Raw genomic sequence first — 18691 nt, 5'->3', positions numbered from 1 at the left:
GCGGAAGCTTGGCGCTGCGGCAAATTCCCTTCGCCAGCAACGTGTTTCGCGAACAGGCGCCACGCCGTGCCTTCACCTTGAGCATGGGTGACGTGTCGTCCTCACCCATTGAGATGACGACAGGCCGCAACGGTCATCTCATTTTGCGCATCGATTGCTTCGGCGGAGGTTCGAAGATGAGACACGCATCATTGCCGATCGAGACGATAGAAGCCTCAGCACCTCCTGATCGCCCGATTCAGACCGGGCTGGGCGCATTCTTCCTGCCCATCCTGCAAGCACTGCACGACTCGCGACGCCGGCAGGCGCAGCAGATCATTCACCGTTATCGCCACCTGTTGTCCGATGCGGACGCGGGCCATTCCAGCAACAGGTGAGACCAAACATGCCGTTCATTGCAAAGAAACTGCCTGCGCGACGCCCGGCGCCGAACCCGCTCGACAGCAATCTCGGCCTGCTCGCTGTCTTCGCGATCGCGGTCCTGATCCTGCATTTGCTGGCCGCCGCCTGGCTGCAGCAAACCGCGGAGAAATCCAGCACGGCACCTGCCGCCGCGGCCATGATGCTCGACGCAGACTAGAGCATTTTCGGTTCTGATTGAATCAGAACCGAAGCTCTAGTTTTTTGTTTTGACGCGTTTTCTTCACGCGAACCGGTATCCACTTCGCTCGAAAACGCTCTAGGAACGGACGCCGATCATGCGGTCCGCTCGTCGAGCTGGGACAAACGTTCGGCCTCCGCGATATCCTCGACGGTGTTGGCATTGAAGAACGGATCGAGTGGGGCCACCGGCCACTCGACGGTGGCGAGCGGATAGCGCGAGGTCCAACGGTCGATCTTGCGAAGGCCTTCGACGACGAGGGCCTGGCGCAGCTCTTCGCGCAGCCGAACTCTCCAGAGCCCAACGACGGGATGCGTCTGTCCGCCGGATGCGGCGACCGCAAGCTCGGCGTTTCGTGCTGCACGTTCCGCCTCCAGCCGCGCGACGAGGTCTCGCGGCAGGAATGGGCAGTCTCCAGGCGCGCTCAGCAGCCATTCCGCGTCCGGACGGTTGGCCGCGGTCCAGTCGAGCGCGGCCAGGATTCCGGCGAGGGGACCCGGGTAGTCGGCGACATCGTCGGCGATCACCGGAAGGCCGAAGGCGGCGAAGCGTGCCGGATCGCCGTTGGCGTTGAGGATCAGTCCGGAGCACTGAGGAGCGAGGCGAGCGATGACGCGCTCCAAAATCGTCTTGCCGGCGATCACGCGCATCGGCTTGTCGCCGCCGCCCATCCGGCGTGCGAGGCCGCCCGCAAGCACGACGCAGGGAATCTCAGTCGCCACGGCCTTCGCCCTCGCCCTTGCGCTTGTGGCGTGCAGACTCCTCTTCGACGTAAGCCAGGTCCTGATCGAACACGATGCGCTCCGCTCCGGACAAGGCGATAAATCGCTTGCCCTTCGCGCGACCGACCAGCGTTAAGCCGACCTGGCGCGCGAGATCGACGCCCCATGCCGTGAAGCCCGACCGCGACACGAGGATCGGGATGCCCATCCGGACCGTTTTAATCACCATCTCGGACGTGAGCCGACCCGTGGTGTAGAGGATCTTGTCCGCCGGATCGACGCCGTGCCGATAGATCCAGCCGGCGATCTTGTCGACCGCATTGTGGCGGCCCACGTCCTCGGTGTAGCAGACGGGTTCACTTTCTCTACAGAGCACGCACCCGTGGATGGCGCCCGCTTCCAGGTAGAGCGAAGGCATGGTGTTGATCGTGTGCGTCATCCGGTAGAGCCAGGATGTGCGCAGTTGGGCTTTCGGAAGCGCGACGCTTTCGACCGCCTCCAGTAGGTCACCGAACGCCGTGCCCTGGGCGCAGCCTGACGTCTGCGTTCGCTTTTTCAGCTTCGCCTCGAAGTTCGTGTGATGCTCGGTCCGCACGACCACGACCTGAAGGTCGTCGTCGTACTCCACTTCGGTCACAACGTCGTTGTACTTGAGCATGTTCTGGTTGAGCAGGTAGCCGAGCGCGAGATACTCCGGGTGGTCGCCGATCGTCATCATGGTGACGATCTCCTGAGCGTTGAGGTACAGGGTTAGAGGGCGCTCCACGGGCACCTTGATGTCGACGGTCGCGCCGGTTTGATCGACCCCGGAGACCTGCCGGGTCAGGCGCAAATCGTCCGGATCGGGCACGATCAAGGGAGCCGGCGGCTTTTCCATTTTCATCATCACGGTAGGTTAGCATGACAAGGCCGGAGCAACGATATAATCCGGGCCGAAAGAACGGCACGGGGTGGGTTCCCCGAAGTTTTTGGAGCGATGATGAAGGTTATCGGGCTTTCGGGGTGGAGCGGCGCCGGCAAGACGACCTTGCTCGCGCAGGTCATCCCGTACTTTCTCGGCCGCGGTCTCCGCGTCTCCGTTATTGAACAGGCGCATCATGATTTCGACGTCGACGTTCCCGGCAAGGACTCTTGGGTGCACCGGCAGGTAGTTGTCGAAGGCTTCAAACGCCGCGCCATCGGTAGCGTCGCCGCTCCGGCCGCGGTTTGAGGGGCAGGCGATGGCTCAATTGTCCGACGACTGCTTCGCTTTCGGTGGCCCGATGATGCCGGTCGACGAGGCCGTCGGCATCATCGCCTCGCGGTTGACGGCGGTCGCGGAGAAAGAGACGGTCGGCCTCATGGACGCCGACGGCCGCGTCCTCGCCATCGACATCGCGGCGCCCCTGCCGCTGCCACCGTTCATGAACTCAGCTGTCGACGGATACGCAGTTCCCGCAAGCGATCTGCGGCGGGACGCTTCTTCGGCCGTCCCTGTCGAGGGGCGCGTGCAGGCCGGCGCTGCGGCGCCCGCGGTACGGCCGGGACACGCGGTCCGGATCTTCACCGGCGCGCCGATGCCCGCGGGTACCGACACGGTTTTCATGCAGGAGGACGTCCGTATCGACGAGACGGATCGCGTGGTGCTGCCGCCCGGCCTCAAGGCCGGCGCCAACGTGCGGCCCGCCGGCGAGGATATTCCCCTCGGTCACGTCGCGCTGCGGGCCGGCAGGCGGCTCCGGCCCCAGGACATCGCGGTCGCGGCGGCGTTCGGCCTGACGACCCTTGAAGTGATCCGCCGGCTGCGAGTGGGCGTGTTCTCCACGGGCGACGAACTGGCTGCTCCCGGGACTGCCCGAAAGGAAGCCCAACTTTTCGATTCCAACCGCTTCATGCTGATGGCGATGTTGCGGAGGCTCGCCTGTGAGGTCGGCGATCTCGGGATTCTGCGCGACGAACCGTCCGCGCTGGCGAAAGCCCTCAAGGCCGCCGCCGGCCGGTACGACCTGATCCTGACCACGGGGGGCGTTTCGACCGGCGAAGAGGACCACGTGAGGACCGCGGTTGAAAGCGTTGGATCGCTGGTCCTGTGGCGAATGGCCATCAAACCTGGGCGTCCTGTGGCAATGGGCGTCATCGACGGGACGCCGCTGATCGGTCTACCAGGCAACCCGGTTGCGAGTTTCGTGACCTTCGTCCACGTCGTTCGGCCCGCCGTGATGGCGCTGTCCGGAGCGACGCCGGCGCCGATGCTGCCGATCCCGGTTAGGGCTGCGTTCGCCTATAACAAGAAGCTCGAGCGGCGCGAGTACGTCCGAGCCTCGCTTCGCAGAGCGGAGGACGGTACGCTCGAGGCGGTCAAGTTTCCACGCGAAGGGGCCGGACTTCTCTCGTCGCTGGTCGATACCGACGGCCTTGTAGAGCTCGGCGAATCCATCGTCCGCGTCGAGCCCGGCGATCAGGTCGGATTTCTCGGCTATGCGGACCTATTGTAGCGCAATCCCATGACGACCACGAAACTCGACCTGACTGGCCGCCGCTGTCCGATTCCCGCCTTGAAGACACGCAAGGCATTGACGTCGATCAGGCCGGGCGACTTCCTGGAAGTTCATTGCACGGATCCGCTCTCCGTTATCGACATCCCGAACCTGATCCGCGAGACCGGCGATGCCGTGGAAATACTGCAACGGGACGAGAACAGGGTTGTGTTCTTGATAGAGAAAGCAGATCGCCCGATAGGCAAGTCATAACGACGCTTGCGGGATCTGTCCGACCAGACGTGCGGCGTCTCGAACCATTCTAAATGCACCCTTGCCTCTGGCATACCAAGGGCTAGAGTCTGTCAGATCGCTGCGCCGGAGAGCTTGGATTTCATGGAAGACGACGTCCACAAGGTCCGCCAATTCGAGCACCCGGGCGAGGGTCGGAAACGGGCCAAGGCGACCCCGAAGGGCCGCCAGGTCGATCCGGCGGCAGCGCATGAGATCGGGCAACTTCTCGGAGACCGTCCGCGTCGGCGTGATCTGCTGATCGAACATCTTCATCTGGTCCAAGACAAGTATCGCCAGATTTCAGCGGCCCATCTCGCCGCCCTGGCCGACGAGATGAAGCTCTCCTTCGCAGAGGTGTTCGAGACCGCGACCTTCTACGCGCATTTCGACATCGTGAAGGAAGGGCAGCCCAATGTGGCGCCAGTTACCATCCGAGTCTGCGATTCCCTGACGTGTGCGATGCTCGGCGCGGAGAAGCTGCTGGGCGAACTGCAAACGGCGGCCGGCCCAAGCATCCGCGTCGTGCGCGCGCCCTGCGTAGGCCGTTGCGATACCGCGCCGACCGCCGAAGTCGGTCATAACTTCGTCGACCATGCCACGGTCGACGGTGTCCTCGCCGCGGCGAAGGCCGGCGACACCCACGCTCATCTTCCCGACTACGTCGACTTCGACGTTTACGTCGCCGGCGGCGGTTATCGGTTGCTGGCGCGTCTGCGATCCGGAGAGCTTCCAAAAGAGGATCTGCTGAAATCGCTCGACGACGCCTCGCTGCGCGGACTTGGCGGTGCGGGTTTTCCAACGGGCCGCAAATGGCGCTCCGTGCTCGGCGAGCCCGGCCCGCGACTGATGGCGGTCAACGGCGACGAAGGCGAGCCTGGCACGTTCAAGGATCGTTACTACCTGGAGACCGACCCGCACCGCTTCCTCGAAGGCATGCTGATCGGCGCGCACATTGTCGAGGCGCCCGAGGTCTATATCTACCTTCGCGACGAATATCCGGCTGCGCGGGAGATTCTCGATCGAGAAATCGCGAAATTGCCGCCGGGTGGGCCGAAGCTGCATCTGCGCCGCGGCGCCGGTGCGTACATCTGCGGCGAGGAATCTTCGCTGCTGGAAAGCCTCGAAGGCAAGCGGGGACTGCCTCGGCACAAACCTCCGTTTCCTTTCCAGGCCGGCCTGTTCGGGCTGCCGACCCTCATCAACAACATCGAGACGTTGTGGTGGGTCCGTGACATCGTGGAGAAAGGCCCGAACTGGTGGAAGGGCCACGGCCGCAACGAGCGCCACGGTCTGCGCAGCTATTCGGTCTCCGGACGCGTCAAGAGCCCGGGTATGAAACTCGCGCCCGCGGGCGTCACCGTTCGCGAACTGATCGACGAGTTCTGCGGCGGCATGGCCGATGGCCACACGTTCCACGCCTACCTGCCGGGCGGCGCGTCGGGCGGAATCCTGCCGGCAGCGATGGACAACATCCCGCTCGATTTCGGAACACTGGAAAAATACGGCTGTTTCATCGGATCGGCGGCGGTCGTCATCCTCTCGCAGGTCGATAGTGTCCGGGACGCGGCGTTGAATCTAATGCGGTTCTTCGAGGACGAGAGTTGCGGACAGTGCACGCCTTGCCGCGCCGGGACCGAGAAGGCCGTGCTGCTGATGCAGCAGCCGCTCTGGAACGAGGAACTGCTCGGCCAGTTGAGCCAGGCGATGCGGGACGCATCGATCTGCGGATTGGGCCAGGCGGCCTCGAATCCGTTGACCTCCGTCATCAAGTATTTTCCTGACGAGTTCCGTCCGCTCCCGCAGCAGGCCGCCGAATAGGCGCAAACGAGTTTCGACGAGGTTCGCATGAGCACCGAGAACAACTCACCGCCGCCGCAAGGGTATGGTCACGACGCCAAGGGCGCGTCGGGCGGCAAGAACGTGCCCGACGGGCGCGTGACGGTCTCGCATGGCGAACCGATCGGCAAGGTCGGTGGCGAGGGTCGCGGACCGCAGACGATCGCGTTCGAACTCGACGGCGAGCAGGTCGAGGCTCGCGTCGGCGAGACCATCTGGCAGGTCGCGAACCGGCGCGGCCGCGAGATTCCTCATCTGTGTTATTCGCCCGCGCCGGACTACCGGCCGGACGGAAATTGCCGTGCCTGCATGGTGGAGATCGAAGGCGAGCGGGTGCTGGCGGCGTCGTGCAAGCGCACGCCGAGCCTCGGCATGAAGGTGAAGACGGAAAGCGCGCGCGCGGTCGCGGCGCAAAAGATGGTGATGGAGCTTCTGGTCGCCGACCAGCCGCCGCGCCAGACCTCGCACGATCCGGATTCGAAATTCTGGCACTGGGCCGAGAAGGTCGAAGTCACTGAAAGCCGCTTCCCGGCAGCCGAGCGCTGGCAAGCCGATGCCAGCCACCCGGCGATGCGCGTCAATCTCGACGCATGCATCCAGTGCGGCCTGTGCGTGCGCGCCTGCCGCGAGGTGCAGGTCAATGACGTGATCGGCATGGCGTACCGCAACCACGACGCCAAGATCGTGTTCGATTTCGACGATCCGATGGGCGAGTCGACTTGCGTGGCGTGCGGCGAGTGCGTCCAGGCGTGCCCGACCGGCGCGCTGATGCCTTCCGTAATGCTCGATGAAAACCAGACCCGGGTCACGTATCCGGACAGGAAGGTCGATTCGCTTTGCCCGTATTGCGGCGTCGGCTGCCAGGTGACTTATGAGGTCAAGGACGAGAAGGTGATCTATGCCGAGGGCCGCGACGGTCCGGCCAATCACAACCGGCTCTGCGTAAAGGGTCGCTTCGGCTTCGACTACATCCACCATCCCAACCGCCTGACCAATCCGCTGGTGCGTTTGCCGGGCGTCAAGAAGGATCCGAACGACCAGGTCGATCCGGCCAACCCGTTCACGCATTTCCGCGAAGCATCCTGGGAAGAGGCGCTCGACATTGCAGCCAAGGGTCTCGTCAAGATCCGCGACGAGAAGGGCTCGAAGGCCCTGGCCGGCTTCGGCTCGGCCAAGGGATCAAACGAGGAAGCTTACCTTTTCCAGAAGCTGGTCCGGACGGGCTTCGGCTCCAACAACGTCGATCACTGCACGCGTCTCTGCCACGCCTCGTCAGTGGCGGCGCTCTTCGAGGGCCTGAGCTCGGGAGCGGTCTCCGCGCCGTTTGCCGCAGCGGCCGATGCCGAGGTCATCTGGGTGATCGGAGCCAACCCGACCATCAATCACCCGGTCGCGGCCACGTTCATCAAGAATGCCGCCAAGCGCGGCGCGAAGCTGTTCGTGATGGATCCACGCCGGCAAGTCCTGTCGCGCCATGCGACGATGCATCTGCAGTTCAAGCCGGGCAGCGACGTCGCGATGCTGAACGCGATGATCCACACGATCATCACCGAAGGTCTGACCGACGAGCAGTACATCGCTGGCTATACCGAGGGCTACGAAGACCTCAAGGCCAAGATCGTCGATTTCCCTCCGGAGAAGATGTCGAAGATCTGCGGCATTCCCGCCGAGACCCTGCGCGAAACGGCTCGGACCTACGCCCGCGCGAAGTCCTCGATCATCTTCTGGGGCATGGGCATCAGCCAGCACGTGCACGGCACCGACAATGCGCGTTGCTTGATCGCGCTGGCGTTGATCACTGGCCAGGTCGGACGTCCGGGCACCGGGCTGCATCCGCTGCGCGGCCAGAACAACGTGCAGGGCGCCTCCGACGCCGGCCTGATACCGATGTTCCTGCCGGACTACCAGCCCGTCGGCCGCGACGACCTGCGCGGCGCGTTCGAGGAGCTCTGGGACCAGAAGCTGGACCCGGTGCGCGGACTGACGGTCGTGGAAATCATGAACGAGATCCACGCCGGTCAGATCAACGGCATGTACGTCGAAGGCGAGAATCCGGCGATGTCGGACCCGGACCTGCAGCATGCCCGCCAAGCGCTGGCCATGCTCGACCATCTCGTCGTACAGGATCTGTTTGTGACCGAGACCGCCTTCCACGCCGATGTCATCCTGCCGGCTTCCGCCTTCGCCGAGAAGTCCGGATCCTTCACCAACACCGATCGCCGCGTGCAGTTGGCCCGTCAGGTGGTGAAGCCGCCGGGGGACGCGCGGCAGGATCTCTGGATCATCCAGGAGATCGGCAAGCGCATGGGCCTGCCGTGGGACTACGAAGGTCCCCGCGAGGTGTTCACCGAGATGGCCGAACTGATGCCCTCGCTCAAGAACATCACATGGGAGCGGTTGGTGCGCGAGGGTGCTGTGACGTACCCGGTCGACGATCCGGAGAAGCCGGGCAACGAGATCATCTTCACCACCGGTTTTCCGACGGAGAGCGGCCGCGGCAAGATCGTGCCTGCCAAGGTCATCCCGCCCGACGAACTGCCCGACGACGAATATCCGATGGTGCTTTCCACCGGTCGCGTGCTCGAACACTGGCACACCGGTTCGATGACCCGGCGATCCCATGTGCTGGATCAAATCGAGCCCGAGGCGGTCGCCTTCATGTCGCCGAAGGACATGCGGCGGCTCAAGGTGTGGCCCGGCGACTTCATCCGGATGGAGACACGGCGCGGCGCCGTGGAGGTCAAGGTCCGTTCCGACCGCGACGTCCCGGAGAACATGGTGTTCATGCCGTTCTGCTACGCGGAGGCCGCCGCCAACCTGCTGACGAACCCGGCGCTGGACCCGTTCGGTAAGATTCCCGAATTCAAGTTCTGCGCGGTACGCGTCGAGAAAGCCGAGCTTCGGAGCGCTGCTGAATAGGCGTTAGATCTCATAGCGACGCGGCCTGGCTGCAGCGTTGTCACACCGGCACGAAGCTGCGGGAGGCTTCCACAAAGCGCAGATGCGCGCCGCAGGCGGTGCAGATCGCGTCGATCTCGCGTGCGGCCAGGCGCAAGCGAACGCCGGGATTGGCCTTGAATTGCTCGGCCCTCAGCGCGCTGAAATACGCATCGGCCGCGTGCAACGCCGCCAGGCCGAGCTCATGGCCGCATGACGGGCAATGCTGTGCTTGCGCGGCGGCCCGCAGCCGGCGTTGCCGCAACCCGTGGCTGATCCAGGCGCAAGGCAATGCCACGGGCAGGATCAGCAAGCTCGCAATGATCAGAAGAGAGGGCGGCCAATTCGAGGGCGAAAGTCGCTTGATGGTCAAGGCTCACCCGTATGCAGCGGTGCTGTCGTAACCTAGCATTCGCGACTGCAATTGGCGACCGAGCGGACCTGCGGACCTACACGGAAACGCTGGGTCCTGCTAACGTCGCGCCGGCGTTGAGACCAACAGGAGGCGGGAATTGCCGATGCGATCACTCGACGAACTCATCAATCGGGATGAGCCTGGTATCGCAGTCGTCCGTGAGTGGGCGGGCCGTGCCGATGGCAACGGCGCCGTCTTTCTCGAGCCGGACCGGGCCTTGGCTGAGGCCAGCCTGCTGCGCCTGCAGGTGACGACGCGGTCGCTGCTCGGCGCCATCGTCTACGAAACCGGCGGCATCCTCGTCGATGACGGCCTGCTGCGCCTTCTCGGTTCAGCAAAGCAACGCTCGCTGCTCGACAGCAATCGCGCGGCCGGGTTGCTCGGAGACGGCACCGATGCGCGCGTTCTGTTGATTGCCGACGATGCGCTGGGTGGATTGTTCGCCCTCAATGGCGGCGGCTTTGGCCCGGAAAACGTTGGCGAGGTGTTTCATCTCGCGGCTGATGCATCCGAATGGTCGGCGCTTGGCGTCGGCCATTCCGATTTCGTGTCATGGTGCCTGCTGGGCGATCTCCTGACATTCTATGGGCCGCTCGCTTCGCTGGATGCTTTCAAGCGTCGTCCGCGGCCTCCGATCACGCAGGTGTATTCGTTCTATCCTTATCTCTGGTCAAAGGAGGGGAAAGACCGCCCGGACGTCCGGGTGATCTCCGCCGAAGACAGCGCTCGCGCGCGCCTGGACATTTCCGGCCTCTCGACGGCCTGACCGCAGCCCTTGGCCCGATTGCACACTCGCCGCGGTGCGTGTTTGATGGCCACCGGACCAGGTAACCCTGACCACGATGCGGCTCGCGTTCTTTTCGGACATTCACGCCAACCGGCAGGCCTTCGCCGCCTGCCTCGAGGCCGCGCGGGTGCGCGGCGCGGAGCGGCTGATCTGCCTCGGCGATATCATAGGCTACGGCGCCGATCCGGAATGGGCGGTCGACACGGTGATGGACCTCGTCGGCACGGGCGCGATCGCCCTGCGCGGCAACCATGACAATGCGATCGGCGTGCCCAGCGACAGCATGAATGATGTTGCGCAGGCCGCGATCGACTGGACCCGCAACCGGCTTGGCGCGGAGCAGCGTGCGTTCCTCGCCGGCCTTCCGCTGGAGCAGGAGGAGGACAACCGCCTCTACGTGCATTCGGAAGCCTCCGATCCGGCGAAATGGCGCTACATCCGCGACACCGCGGACGCAGCGCGCAGCATGATGGCGACCGCGCTGCAGATCACCTTCTGCGGCCATATCCACCGGCCCGGCCTCTACTCGATGTCCTCGGCCGCCAAGATGACGAGCTTCGTTCCGACCACGGGCATGCCAGTGCAGCTCCTGACCGGGCGGCGCTGGCTCGCGGTGCTCGGCTCGGTCGGCCAACCGCGCGATGGCGATCCGGCGGCGTCGTTTGCGATGTTCGACACCGTGAGCCGCGAGATCACCTATGTGCGCGTGCCCTATGACGTCGAGACCGCGGCGGCGCGGATCAGGGCTGCCGGCCTGCCGCAATGGCTCGCCGACCGCCTCTTGATCGGCAGGTGAGGGTGGCGCCGCTGAAGATGCAGCCAGGGGCCGAGCTCGATGGCTTCACCATCGGCGAGCGCGTCCATCGCGGCGGCATGGCGACGCTGTGGAGCGTCACCGCCGTGCACGGTGACCGTGGTGCGACCGTCAAGGCTGGCTTCGCAGGCGGAAGCCGACGAGGGTGATGCAGCAAGGGAACAGGCGGCTAGTGGGCTGATGCCGCCCGGAATGTTCTGACCGCGTTCGCTCGCGCGGGGCCGGTCAGGCCCGGCGCGGCTGAATGTAGATCACGCGAGCCTTGGCCGCCCGCTCGGATCGCGTGACGTAGAAACGCCGGGCAACGAAAGCTGCGTTCAGGCCCAGCCACAAAGCTATGCCCGACCAGACGAGCGTCGTGGTCATGATGCGTGCCTCCCCAAAGTCTTAGGAGGATGTTGCATCGATTTGGCTGAGTCTGTGAAGAGCCGATGACGGGTTGCTCCGCAGAAATGTTATGCATGCGGCAATGCAGCAGGCTGGTGTGCGCCGCACTTGCAGGCAGCGGCGCACCACCACGTCATCAGACCAGGATCAGATCGCCTCGCCACGGGCCATGGCGGCCGCGTTGCGGATCGCGGAGATGTTGGCCTTGTAGGCCTCCGTGGTTCCGCCCTTGAACACGGCAGAGCCGGCCACAAAGGCGTTGGCGCCGGCGGCGGCGAGCTCGCCCGCGACGTCGGGCGCCACCCCGCCATCGACCTCGATGTCGATCGGCCGGCCCGCGGTCATCGCCCTGATATCGCTGATCTTGCCGATGGCCGAGCGGATGAAGGCCTGGCCCCCGAAGCCGGGATTGACCGACATGACCAGCACGAGATCGATCAGGTCGAGCACATATTCGATCGCGCTCGGCGGTGTCGCCGGATTGATCGAGACCCCGGCCTTCTTGCCGAGCGCGCGGATCGCCTGCAGCGAGCGATGCAGATGCGGGCCGGCCTCGGCATGCACGGTGATGTGGTCGCAACCGGCCTTGGCGAAGGCTTCGAGATAGGGGTCGCAGGGCGAGATCATCAGATGCGCGTCGAAGATCTTCCTGGTGTGCGGCCGCATCGCCTTGATGACGTCGGGGCCGTAGGAAATGTTCGGCACGAAGTGGCCGTCCATCACGTCGAGATGGATCCAGTCGGCGCCGGCCTGGTCGACGGCGCGGACCTCCTCGCCGAGCTTCGAGAAATCCGACGCCAGGATCGACGGCGCGATGACCAGGGGACGCGGAGTGAATGGCTGAGCCATAGGGCTGTTCCGTAAGACTTGCAGGAGGCAACGGGTTCGTCCGCCTAACACGCAGCGGCGCGGCGGGCAATGCGAGGGAACAGGGTGTTCAGCGCGGAAAAATCTGCCGCCGGCGGCAGCTCTTGCCGGGCGCGCGGAACCTGCGTGATCGTGCGAAGGCCGGATTTCATTGGGTTTTTTGCATGGCACGGCGCTTGCTGAGCATGGTCCAGATAATTGGAGGCCGGTTTTCCTCGCGGCCAGCCGTGCTTGGGGGAACTGGCAAACGTAGAGCCGCCATGGGCGGCGGGTCTGGAGTAGTGCCATGTTGTTTGCCATTGGCGCCGCCTCGTCGGCGATCGATCTCCTGAGTTCGCTGATGTCGTCGAAGTCGTCTTCGGCGGCGACGCAGGCGCAGGCGACCGGCTTCACGCAGGGAACCGGCCTGTTCGATCCGTCGGCGTCGACCTCGACCAGCAGCACCACGAGCGCCGGATCGAGCAGCAGCGGTGCGACGCAGATCTCGCCGGAGACGATGAGCGCGCTGCTCGCCGCACAAAGCCAGACGCAGACCACGGCCTCGGCCAGCACGGGCACGACCAGCCAGTCGGACGCGCTGAAGGACCTGTTCTCGCAGATCGACACCAACGGCGACGGCAAGATCACGCAATCCGAATTCGAAAGCGCGCTCGGCGCCGGCGGCACCAACACCGCGCAGGCCGACTCCGTGTTCGCAAAGCTCGACACCAACGGCGACGGCTCGGTGAGCCTCGACGAGATGTCGCAGGCTTTGCAGAAGGGCGGCGGCGGCCATCACCATCATCACGCCAGCGGATCGGGCGACAGCTCGGGCTCCAGCAGCGGGACCGGCTCCAGCAGCGGTGCCAGCGGCGGCGGATCGAGCTCCAGTCAGTCGGCCGATGGCACCACCACGACGACCTCGACCAACAGCGACGGCTCGACCACCACCACCACGACCTACGCCGACGGTTCAAAGGTGTCGATGACGACGCCGGCGGCATCCTCGGCCTCCAGCAGCGCGAGCTCGTCCTACAATTTCATCGAGCAGCTGATCCAGCAGCAGGCCAAGGCGATCTCCGCCAAGGCCAGCTCCTCGGTGTCGATGAGCGCGTAAGGCGTTCTTTCACCGCTGTCATTGCGAGCGAAGCGAAGCAATCCATGCCGCAGCAAGCGGTGCGATGGATTGCTTCGCTTCGCTCGCAATGACGGGGATGGAATCCGAGAACGGGGCAAGCGGGCGCGCTTCCGCTGCCGCTCGATTCAACCTCTAACCAAATTTGTCCTGCCAGCTCGGCAGCGCGCCTGCGAACGGCAGCGCCGTTGCGGCGTAGATGCCCCGCGCGATGGCGCGCGCCACCGTGTTGGCCGCGATCGTGCCGAGCCTGGTCAGGCCGAACAGCGGGTCGATCGGTTTGGCGCCGGTCGCCGCGGCAAACACCACATCGCCGTCGAGCGGGGCGTGCACCGGATAGATCGCGCGTGCCATGCCGGTCTGCGCTATCATCGCCAGGCGCTTGGCCTGCGGCTTCGTCAGCTGCGCGTCGGTGACGACCACGACCAGCGTGGTGTTCTCGGCAGCAGTGGCGTCCGCGCCGCCCTTCAATCGCGGTTTGAGCATGTCCGGCGTGAACGCCGGCGGCAGGCCGCGGCCACCGAACTCGCCGTCGATCTCGAACGGCGCGGCCCAGAACCAGGGGCCGGAGCCGACCGTCACGCTGCCGACCGCGTTGACGACGGCCAGTGCTGCGACCGTGACGCCGTCATCGGTCCACGCCGAGGCGGAGCCGAGCCCGCCCTTCAGATTCGCCGTGGTCGCGCCCATGCCGGCGCCGACGCTGCCGAGGCGGAAGTCGCCGCCTGCCGCATCCGCGGCCGCATAGCCGAGATCGCGATAGGGCGGAAAGCGGCCCCAGGACTTGTTGCCGCCATTAAGCAAATCGAAGCAGATCGCGCCGGGCACGATCGGGATCACCGCATCGCGAATGCGAAAGCCGCGGCCGCGCTCGGCGAGCCAGGCCTGCACGCCGCCTGCGGCATCGAGCCCGAGCGCGGAGCCGCCGGACAGCGTGATGGCGTCGATCGCCTCGACGACATTGTGTGGCGCCAGCAGCGCGTCCTCGCGGGTGCCGGGACCGCCGCCGCGGACATCGATCGAGGCCACCGCGGGGCGATCGAAGATGATCGCGGTGACGCCCGAGGCGAGGCTTGCGTCGTCGGCGTGGCCGACGCTGACGCCGGCAATATCGGTGAGAAGGTTCTTCACGGCAGTGGTCCGTCCGCTTCTGCTGCTGGAATCGATATAGCAGCCGCGACGGATGCGGCAACCGTCAAGCGCGGCATAAAAAACGCCCCGGCGAACCGGGGCGTTTTGCATTCCGATTCAAATCAGACGCGAGGTCCTAAGACCCCTTCGGGTTGATCTCGGTGTAGTTGCCCTTGGCGTCCCACTTGTAGACGACATAGTCGATCTGCTTGATGTCGCCCTTGGCGTCGAAGCCGAGCTTGCCGAGCACGGTGTCCCAATCGCCGGCCTTGATGGTCTCCATCACCTTCTTGGCGTCGGTGGTCTTGGCCTTGGCGGCGGCCTGGGTCCAGACCTGGATCGCGGCGTAGGTGTAGAGCGTGTAGCCCTCGGGATCGATGTTCTTGGCCTTGAACTTCTCGACGATCGCCTTGGCGGTCGGCTTGTTGCGCGGGTCGGGGCCGAAGGTGAACAGGGTGCCTTCAGCGGCCGGTCCGGTGATCGAGGCGAACTCCTTGTCGTTCATGGCATCGCCCGCCATCAGGATGGTCTGCATGCCCTGGTCGCGCATCTGGCGCAGGATCAGGCCGGCTTCCTGATGGTAGCCGCCGACGTAAACGAGCTCGATGTTCTCCTTCTTCATCCGCGAGACGATCGCGTTGAAGTCCTTGTCGCCCTTGTTGTAGGACTCGTACATCTTCTCCTGGAAGCCGGCCTTGTTGAGCGCTTTCTTGGTCTCGTCGGCGAGGCCCTTGCCGTAGGTGGTCTTGTCGTTGAGGATCGCGACGTTCTTGCCCTTGAACGCCTTCATGATGTAGTCGGCGGCGACGATGCCCTGCTGGTCGTCGCGGCCGCAGACGCGCGCCACGTTCCAGAGCTTGCGCTCGGTGAACAGCGGGTTGGTCGAGGCCGGTGTGATCTGCAGGACGTTGCTGTCGGCATAGGCTTCCGAGGCCGGGATCGAGGACGACGAGCAGAAGTGACCGGCGACGAACGGGATCTTGGCGCTGCCGATCTTTTCCGCGATCGAGCGTGCCTGCTTCGGATCGCAGGCGTCGTCGTCGGACTCGAGCGCCAGCTTCTTGCCGAGGACGCCGCCCGCGGCATTGATGTCCGCGACCGCCTGGTCGGCGCCGTTCTTCATCTGCCGGCCGAAAGCGGATTCGGAGCCCGTCATCGGGCCTGCCACTGCGATGGTGATGTCTTGCGCGAACGCGCTCGCCGATAATGCGAACGAAGCGCCCACTGCCAGGCCGATGAGCTTCAGTGATTTCATGAGAAGTCCCTCGTGGTCGTTGCCTCTTGCGGAAGGTCCGGGTACGCCGGGTCCCTTAACCGCAGCCATTGTCGGCTGATTTCGCGGCGAAGTCACCGGCAATTTTCAGGCAAATCGGGGCTCACTGCCGCAGTCTCCCGCAGCAGGGGATGCCCCTGCGGGATGCCGCTAGCCGCGGCGGCCGCCTTCCAGATAGGCGGCGCGGATCTCGGGCCGCTGCAGCAGCTCGGTGCCGGTCCCGGCCAGCGTGATCAGGCCGTTGACCATGACATAGCCGCGGTGGGCGAGCTTCAGCGCATGGTTGGCGTTCTGCTCGACGATCAGCACGGTGAGGCCGTCCTGCCGGTTCAGGGTGCGGATCGCGTCGAAGATCTGCCGCGCGATCAGCGGCGCCAGGCCCAACGAAGGCTCGTCCAGCATCAACAGGCGCGGCCGGCTCATCAAAGCGCGGCCGATCGCGAGCATCTGCTGCTCGCCGCCCGACAGCGTGCCGCCGCGCTGCGCGATGCGCTCCTTCAGCCGCGGGAACAGCGCGAACACGCGTTCCAGCGCCGCCTCGCGCTCGGCCTCGGTGCATTCGGTCGCATCCGCGCCCATCTGCAGGTTCTCCGCGACGCTCATGCGCGGAAAGATCCGCCGTCCCTCCGGCGACTGCGCGATCCGAAGCCGCGCGATTTCGTGGGTCGGGACATCCGTGATGTCGTGGCCGTCGTACTCGATCCTGCCGGCGCGGGCGCGCGGCTTGCCGAAGATCGTCATCATCAGCGTCGACTTGCCGGCGCCGTTGGCCCCGATCAGGGCGACGATCTCGCCGGCATTGATCTCGATATCGATGCCCTTCAGCGCCTCGATCTTGCCATACGCCGCACGCAACCCGCGCACCGCGAGCAGGGGGGATGTTGCTGCCACCGCCGCGCTCACGTGCCGCTCTCCATCACGGCGATGGCCTCCTCCTCGTCGGCGCCGAGATAGGCGGCGATCACCTTGGGGTCGTCGCGCACCGCCTGCGGCGTGCCTTCGGCGATCTTGACGCCGTAGTCCATCACCACGACGTGGTCGGAGATCTCCATCACGACCGACATGTCGTGCTCGATCAGCAGGATCGAGGTGCCGAGGTCGCGGATCGACAGCAAGAGCTCGTTGAGCGCGCCGCTCTCGCGCGCATTCAGGCCGGCGGCGGGCTCGTCGAGACAGAGCAGCGCGGGCTCGGTGCACATCGCGCGCGCGATCTCGAGGCGGCGCTGGTCGCCATAGGGCAAATTGCCGGCGGCATCGTCGGCGCGGGGCAGCAGGCCGATGCGCTCCAGCCAGGTTCGCGCCAGCTCGATGGCGCGCGCCTCGGCATGGCGCCAGGACGGCGCGCCGATCAGGCCGAGCAAAGTGAGGCCCGAGGCGCGCATCAGTGCATTGTGCTGGGCGACCATCAGGTTTTCGAGCGCCGTCATGCCGGGAAACAGCCGGATGTTCTGGAAGGTGCGCGCCACCTTGGCCTGCTTGGAGATGCGGAAATCGCCCAATCGCTCGAGCGCGATGCTGCGACCGTCGTCATGGGTGAGGCGGATGGCGCCGCCGCTCGGCCGGTAGAAGCCGGTGATGCAGTTGAAGACCGTGGTCTTGCCGGCGCCGTTCGGGCCGATCAGCGCGGTGATCTTGCGCCGCTCGGCGGTGAACGACAGATCGTTGACGGCGACGATGCCGCCGAAGCGCATCATCAAATGCTCGACGGACAGGATGGTGTCCTCGCTCATCCGTGGCCCTCCTTGACGAGGTCGGACGAGATCGCCTGGCTGCGCTCCAGGAACACGGTCGGCGCGCGATGGCCGATCAGTCCGCGCGGCCGCCAGATCATCAGGAGCACCATGGCGATGCCGAACACCAGCATGCGGTACTGATCGAAGCCGCGGAACAGCTCGAAGCCGCCGATCATGGTCAGCGCCGCGAGCGCGACGCCGAGCTGCGAGCCCATGCCGCCGAGCACGACGATCGCGAGCACCAGCGCCGATTCCTGGAAGGTGAAGGATTCCGGGCTGATGAAGCCCTGGCGGGTGGCGAAGAAGGCGCCGGCGAGGCCGCCGAACATCGCGCCGGTCGCGAACGCCGTCAGCTTGGTGGTGGTGACGTTGATACCGAGCGCGCGGCAGGCGACCTCGTCCTCGCGCAGCGCCTCCCAGGCGCGGCCGATCGGCAGCCGCCGCAGCCGGATCGTCACCCAGTTGGTGAGCAACGCCATCGCCAGGATCAGATAGAACAGGAACACGATGCGGTGGGTCGGCGAGAATTCGATACCGAGCTTGGCGGCGAGCCCATCATCGCTGTTGTCGAGGGGGATGCCGAACAGGGTCGGGCGGGGAATGCCGGAGACGCCGTTGGGGCCGCCGGTCAGGCTCTGCCAGTTGATGATGACGAGACGGATGATCTCGCCGAAGGCGAGCGTGACGATCGCCAGATAGTCGCCGCGCAGCCGCAGCACCGGAAAGCCGAGCAGCACGCCCCAGAATGCCGCGAGGATGCCGGCGAGCGGCAGGCAGACCCAGAACGACAGGCCGAAATTGGTGGCGAGCAGCGCGTAGGAATAGGCGCCGACCGCGTAGAACGCGACATAGCCGAGATCGAGCAGGCCGGCGAGCCCGACCACGACGTTGAGGCCCCAGCCCAGCATCACATAGGTCAGGACCAGGATCGAGAGGTCGAGAATGTAGCGCTGGTTGTAGAAGATCACGGGAACGAGCACGGCGAAGATCAAGAGCGCCGGTGCGACCAGGCGGCCCGCGAACGACATCGCGGTCTGCAACGGCTTCGGCACGACCCGATCCTTGTCGACCGGGCCCCACCATTGCCGCAACAGCTCGACGATGATGCTGCCGCCGAACACGGCGCCGACCATCGCCGCGAGGTCGTCGAACCGGGTCCAGTAGATCAGGCCGCCCTGATTGCCGGCCTCGGTGCGTACGCCGATCATCAGTGAGAACAGCACCAGCGCGACCAGCGCGCTGATCAGGGCTTTCTTGAAAATGAAGGCGCTGCCCGAAGGCTGCGCGGCGTGCGAGGGGCGGGCTTGTGTCGCGCTCACGAAGT

At 65.3% G+C, this 18691-nt stretch carries 20 protein-coding genes and 1 pseudogene; 11 read left to right on the top strand and 10 right to left on the bottom strand.

The window, feature by feature from the left end; translation table 11 throughout:
* Positions 1 to 8 precede the first annotated feature (8 nt).
* A complete protein-coding gene (locus IC762_RS23460) occupies positions 9 to 377 on the top strand; it encodes a hypothetical protein (protein WP_195784576.1) in 369 nt (122 codons plus the stop codon).
* Between the two features lie 8 nt (positions 378 to 385).
* Positions 386 to 580, top strand: a complete 195-nt coding sequence (locus IC762_RS23455) for a hypothetical protein (protein WP_195784575.1) — start codon at positions 386 to 388, stop codon at positions 578 to 580.
* Between the two features lie 116 nt (positions 581 to 696).
* Here the strand turns inward: IC762_RS23455 and mobA are convergent, their stop codons facing one another.
* Both mobA and fdhD read right to left on the bottom strand, forming a co-directional pair.
* Positions 697 to 1272 (bottom strand): molybdenum cofactor guanylyltransferase MobA, encoded by a 576-nt coding sequence (gene mobA / locus IC762_RS23450; RefSeq protein WP_246801686.1) that lies wholly within the window; start codon positions 1270 to 1272, stop codon positions 697 to 699.
* A 40-nt stretch (positions 1273 to 1312) separates the two neighbouring features.
* Positions 1313 to 2209, bottom strand: a complete 897-nt coding sequence (gene fdhD, locus IC762_RS23445) for a formate dehydrogenase accessory sulfurtransferase FdhD (protein WP_195784573.1) — start codon at positions 2207 to 2209, stop codon at positions 1313 to 1315.
* A gap of 93 nt (positions 2210 to 2302) precedes the next feature.
* Here fdhD and IC762_RS23440 point away from each other — a divergent pair.
* The 5 genes and pseudogenes from IC762_RS23440 to fdhF all read left to right on the top strand — a co-directional run.
* Positions 2303 to 2470 (top strand): annotated as a pseudogene (locus tag IC762_RS23440) (molybdopterin-guanine dinucleotide biosynthesis protein B); the annotation flags it as partial.
* 73 nt (positions 2471 to 2543) lie between these two features.
* Entirely contained in the window at positions 2544 to 3797 is a 1254-nt protein-coding gene (locus tag IC762_RS23435; RefSeq protein WP_195784572.1) for a molybdopterin molybdotransferase MoeA, read from the top strand.
* A gap of 9 nt (positions 3798 to 3806) precedes the next feature.
* A complete protein-coding gene (locus IC762_RS23430) occupies positions 3807 to 4052 on the top strand; it encodes a sulfurtransferase TusA family protein (protein WP_195784571.1) in 246 nt (81 codons plus the stop codon).
* Positions 4053 to 4175: 123 nt separating this feature from the next.
* Positions 4176 to 5891, top strand: a complete 1716-nt coding sequence (locus IC762_RS23425) for an NADH-ubiquinone oxidoreductase-F iron-sulfur binding region domain-containing protein (protein ID WP_195784570.1) — start codon at positions 4176 to 4178, stop codon at positions 5889 to 5891.
* A 27-nt stretch (positions 5892 to 5918) separates the two neighbouring features.
* Positions 5919 to 8828 carry a formate dehydrogenase subunit alpha gene (gene fdhF, locus IC762_RS23420; RefSeq protein WP_246801182.1) on the top strand — a complete coding sequence of 970 codons (2910 nt, stop codon included), beginning with the start codon at positions 5919 to 5921 and terminating at the stop codon, positions 8826 to 8828.
* 40 nt (positions 8829 to 8868) lie between these two features.
* On the opposite strand, the gene IC762_RS23415 is transcribed toward fdhF, so the two are convergent.
* Positions 8869 to 9159: a hypothetical protein gene (locus tag IC762_RS23415; protein ID WP_195784569.1), complete on the bottom strand. Its 291-nt coding sequence runs from the start codon at positions 9157 to 9159 to the stop codon at positions 8869 to 8871.
* Between the two features lie 205 nt (positions 9160 to 9364).
* Between IC762_RS23415 and IC762_RS23410 the strand changes: the two genes are divergently transcribed.
* The 3 genes from IC762_RS23410 to IC762_RS23400 all read left to right on the top strand — a co-directional run bounded on the left by IC762_RS23410 (position 9365) and on the right by IC762_RS23400 (position 11011).
* Positions 9365 to 10027: a DUF2625 family protein gene (locus tag IC762_RS23410; protein WP_195784568.1), complete on the top strand. Its 663-nt coding sequence runs from the start codon at positions 9365 to 9367 to the stop codon at positions 10025 to 10027.
* Positions 10028 to 10103: 76 nt separating this feature from the next.
* Positions 10104 to 10844: a metallophosphoesterase family protein gene (locus IC762_RS23405; RefSeq protein ID WP_195784567.1), complete on the top strand. Its 741-nt coding sequence runs from the start codon at positions 10104 to 10106 to the stop codon at positions 10842 to 10844.
* Positions 10841 to 11011, top strand: a complete 171-nt coding sequence (locus tag IC762_RS23400) for a hypothetical protein (RefSeq protein ID WP_195790436.1) — start codon at positions 10841 to 10843, stop codon at positions 11009 to 11011. Before IC762_RS23405 ends, IC762_RS23400 begins: the two co-directional genes overlap by 4 nt.
* A 76-nt stretch (positions 11012 to 11087) precedes the next feature.
* On the opposite strand, the gene IC762_RS23395 is transcribed toward IC762_RS23400, so the two are convergent.
* Both IC762_RS23395 and rpe read right to left on the bottom strand, forming a co-directional pair.
* Positions 11088 to 11228, bottom strand: a complete 141-nt coding sequence (locus tag IC762_RS23395; RefSeq protein ID WP_195784566.1) for a hypothetical protein — start codon at positions 11226 to 11228, stop codon at positions 11088 to 11090.
* A 168-nt stretch (positions 11229 to 11396) separates the two neighbouring features.
* Entirely contained in the window at positions 11397 to 12098 is a 702-nt protein-coding gene (gene rpe, locus IC762_RS23390) for a ribulose-phosphate 3-epimerase (RefSeq protein ID WP_195784565.1), read from the bottom strand.
* Positions 12099 to 12402: 304 nt separating this feature from the next.
* Between rpe and IC762_RS23385 the strand changes: the two genes are divergently transcribed.
* Positions 12403 to 13212 (top strand): EF-hand domain-containing protein, encoded by an 810-nt coding sequence (locus tag IC762_RS23385; protein ID WP_195784564.1) that lies wholly within the window; start codon positions 12403 to 12405, stop codon positions 13210 to 13212.
* A 153-nt stretch (positions 13213 to 13365) separates the two neighbouring features.
* Here the strand turns inward: IC762_RS23385 and IC762_RS23380 are convergent, their stop codons facing one another.
* From IC762_RS23380 to livM, 5 genes are all read right to left on the bottom strand, one after another.
* Positions 13366 to 14361: a P1 family peptidase gene (locus IC762_RS23380; RefSeq protein WP_195784563.1), complete on the bottom strand. Its 996-nt coding sequence runs from the start codon at positions 14359 to 14361 to the stop codon at positions 13366 to 13368.
* Between the two features lie 136 nt (positions 14362 to 14497).
* On the bottom strand, positions 14498 to 15616 hold the full coding sequence (locus IC762_RS23375; RefSeq protein WP_195784562.1) for a branched-chain amino acid ABC transporter substrate-binding protein: 1119 nt from the start codon (positions 15614 to 15616) through the stop codon (positions 14498 to 14500).
* A 168-nt stretch (positions 15617 to 15784) separates the two neighbouring features.
* Positions 15785 to 16525 (bottom strand): ABC transporter ATP-binding protein, encoded by a 741-nt coding sequence (locus IC762_RS23370; protein WP_195784561.1) that lies wholly within the window; start codon positions 16523 to 16525, stop codon positions 15785 to 15787.
* Between the two features lie 8 nt (positions 16526 to 16533).
* Positions 16534 to 17364 (bottom strand): ABC transporter ATP-binding protein, encoded by an 831-nt coding sequence (locus tag IC762_RS23365; protein WP_195784560.1) that lies wholly within the window; start codon positions 17362 to 17364, stop codon positions 16534 to 16536.
* Positions 17361 to 18686 (bottom strand): high-affinity branched-chain amino acid ABC transporter permease LivM, encoded by a 1326-nt coding sequence (gene livM / locus IC762_RS23360; protein WP_283816271.1) that lies wholly within the window; start codon positions 18684 to 18686, stop codon positions 17361 to 17363. The genes IC762_RS23365 and livM overlap by 4 nt, the downstream gene beginning before the upstream one ends.
* Positions 18687 to 18691 lie beyond the last annotated feature (5 nt).

Source organism: Bradyrhizobium genosp. L, assembly GCF_015624485.1.
Classification (GTDB): domain Bacteria; phylum Pseudomonadota; class Alphaproteobacteria; order Rhizobiales; family Xanthobacteraceae; genus Bradyrhizobium.
The sequence above is the reverse complement of the archived record's forward strand: the minus strand, read 5'-3'. Positions and strand labels throughout refer to the sequence as shown.

Bases quoted from the DNA above. Each gene is read 5' to 3' on its own strand.
- IC762_RS23425 (WP_195784570.1), top strand. From the start codon at position 4,176: ATGGAAGACGACGTCCACAAGGTCCGCCAATTCGAGCACCCGGGCGAG.
- rpe (WP_195784565.1), bottom strand. From the start codon at position 12,098: ATGGCTCAGCCATTCACTCCGCGTCCCCTGGTCATCGCGCCGTCGATC.
- fdhD (WP_195784573.1), bottom strand. From the start codon at position 2,209: ATGATGAAAATGGAAAAGCCGCCGGCTCCCTTGATCGTGCCCGATCCG.
- IC762_RS23430 (WP_195784571.1), top strand. From the start codon at position 3,807: ATGACGACCACGAAACTCGACCTGACTGGCCGCCGCTGTCCGATTCCC.
- IC762_RS23375 (WP_195784562.1), bottom strand. From the start codon at position 15,616: ATGAAATCACTGAAGCTCATCGGCCTGGCAGTGGGCGCTTCGTTCGCA.
- IC762_RS23410 (WP_195784568.1), top strand. From the start codon at position 9,365: ATGCGATCACTCGACGAACTCATCAATCGGGATGAGCCTGGTATCGCA.
- IC762_RS23385 (WP_195784564.1), top strand. From the start codon at position 12,403: ATGTTGTTTGCCATTGGCGCCGCCTCGTCGGCGATCGATCTCCTGAGT.
- IC762_RS23435 (WP_195784572.1), top strand. From the start codon at position 2,544: ATGGCTCAATTGTCCGACGACTGCTTCGCTTTCGGTGGCCCGATGATG.
- IC762_RS23365 (WP_195784560.1), bottom strand. From the start codon at position 17,364: ATGAGCGAGGACACCATCCTGTCCGTCGAGCATTTGATGATGCGCTTC.
- IC762_RS23455 (WP_195784575.1), top strand. From the start codon at position 386: ATGCCGTTCATTGCAAAGAAACTGCCTGCGCGACGCCCGGCGCCGAAC.
- mobA (WP_246801686.1), bottom strand. From the start codon at position 1,272: ATGGGCGGCGGCGACAAGCCGATGCGCGTGATCGCCGGCAAGACGATT.
- fdhF (WP_246801182.1), top strand. From the start codon at position 5,919: ATGAGCACCGAGAACAACTCACCGCCGCCGCAAGGGTATGGTCACGAC.
- IC762_RS23405 (WP_195784567.1), top strand. From the start codon at position 10,104: ATGCGGCTCGCGTTCTTTTCGGACATTCACGCCAACCGGCAGGCCTTC.
- IC762_RS23395 (WP_195784566.1), bottom strand. From the start codon at position 11,228: ATGACCACGACGCTCGTCTGGTCGGGCATAGCTTTGTGGCTGGGCCTG.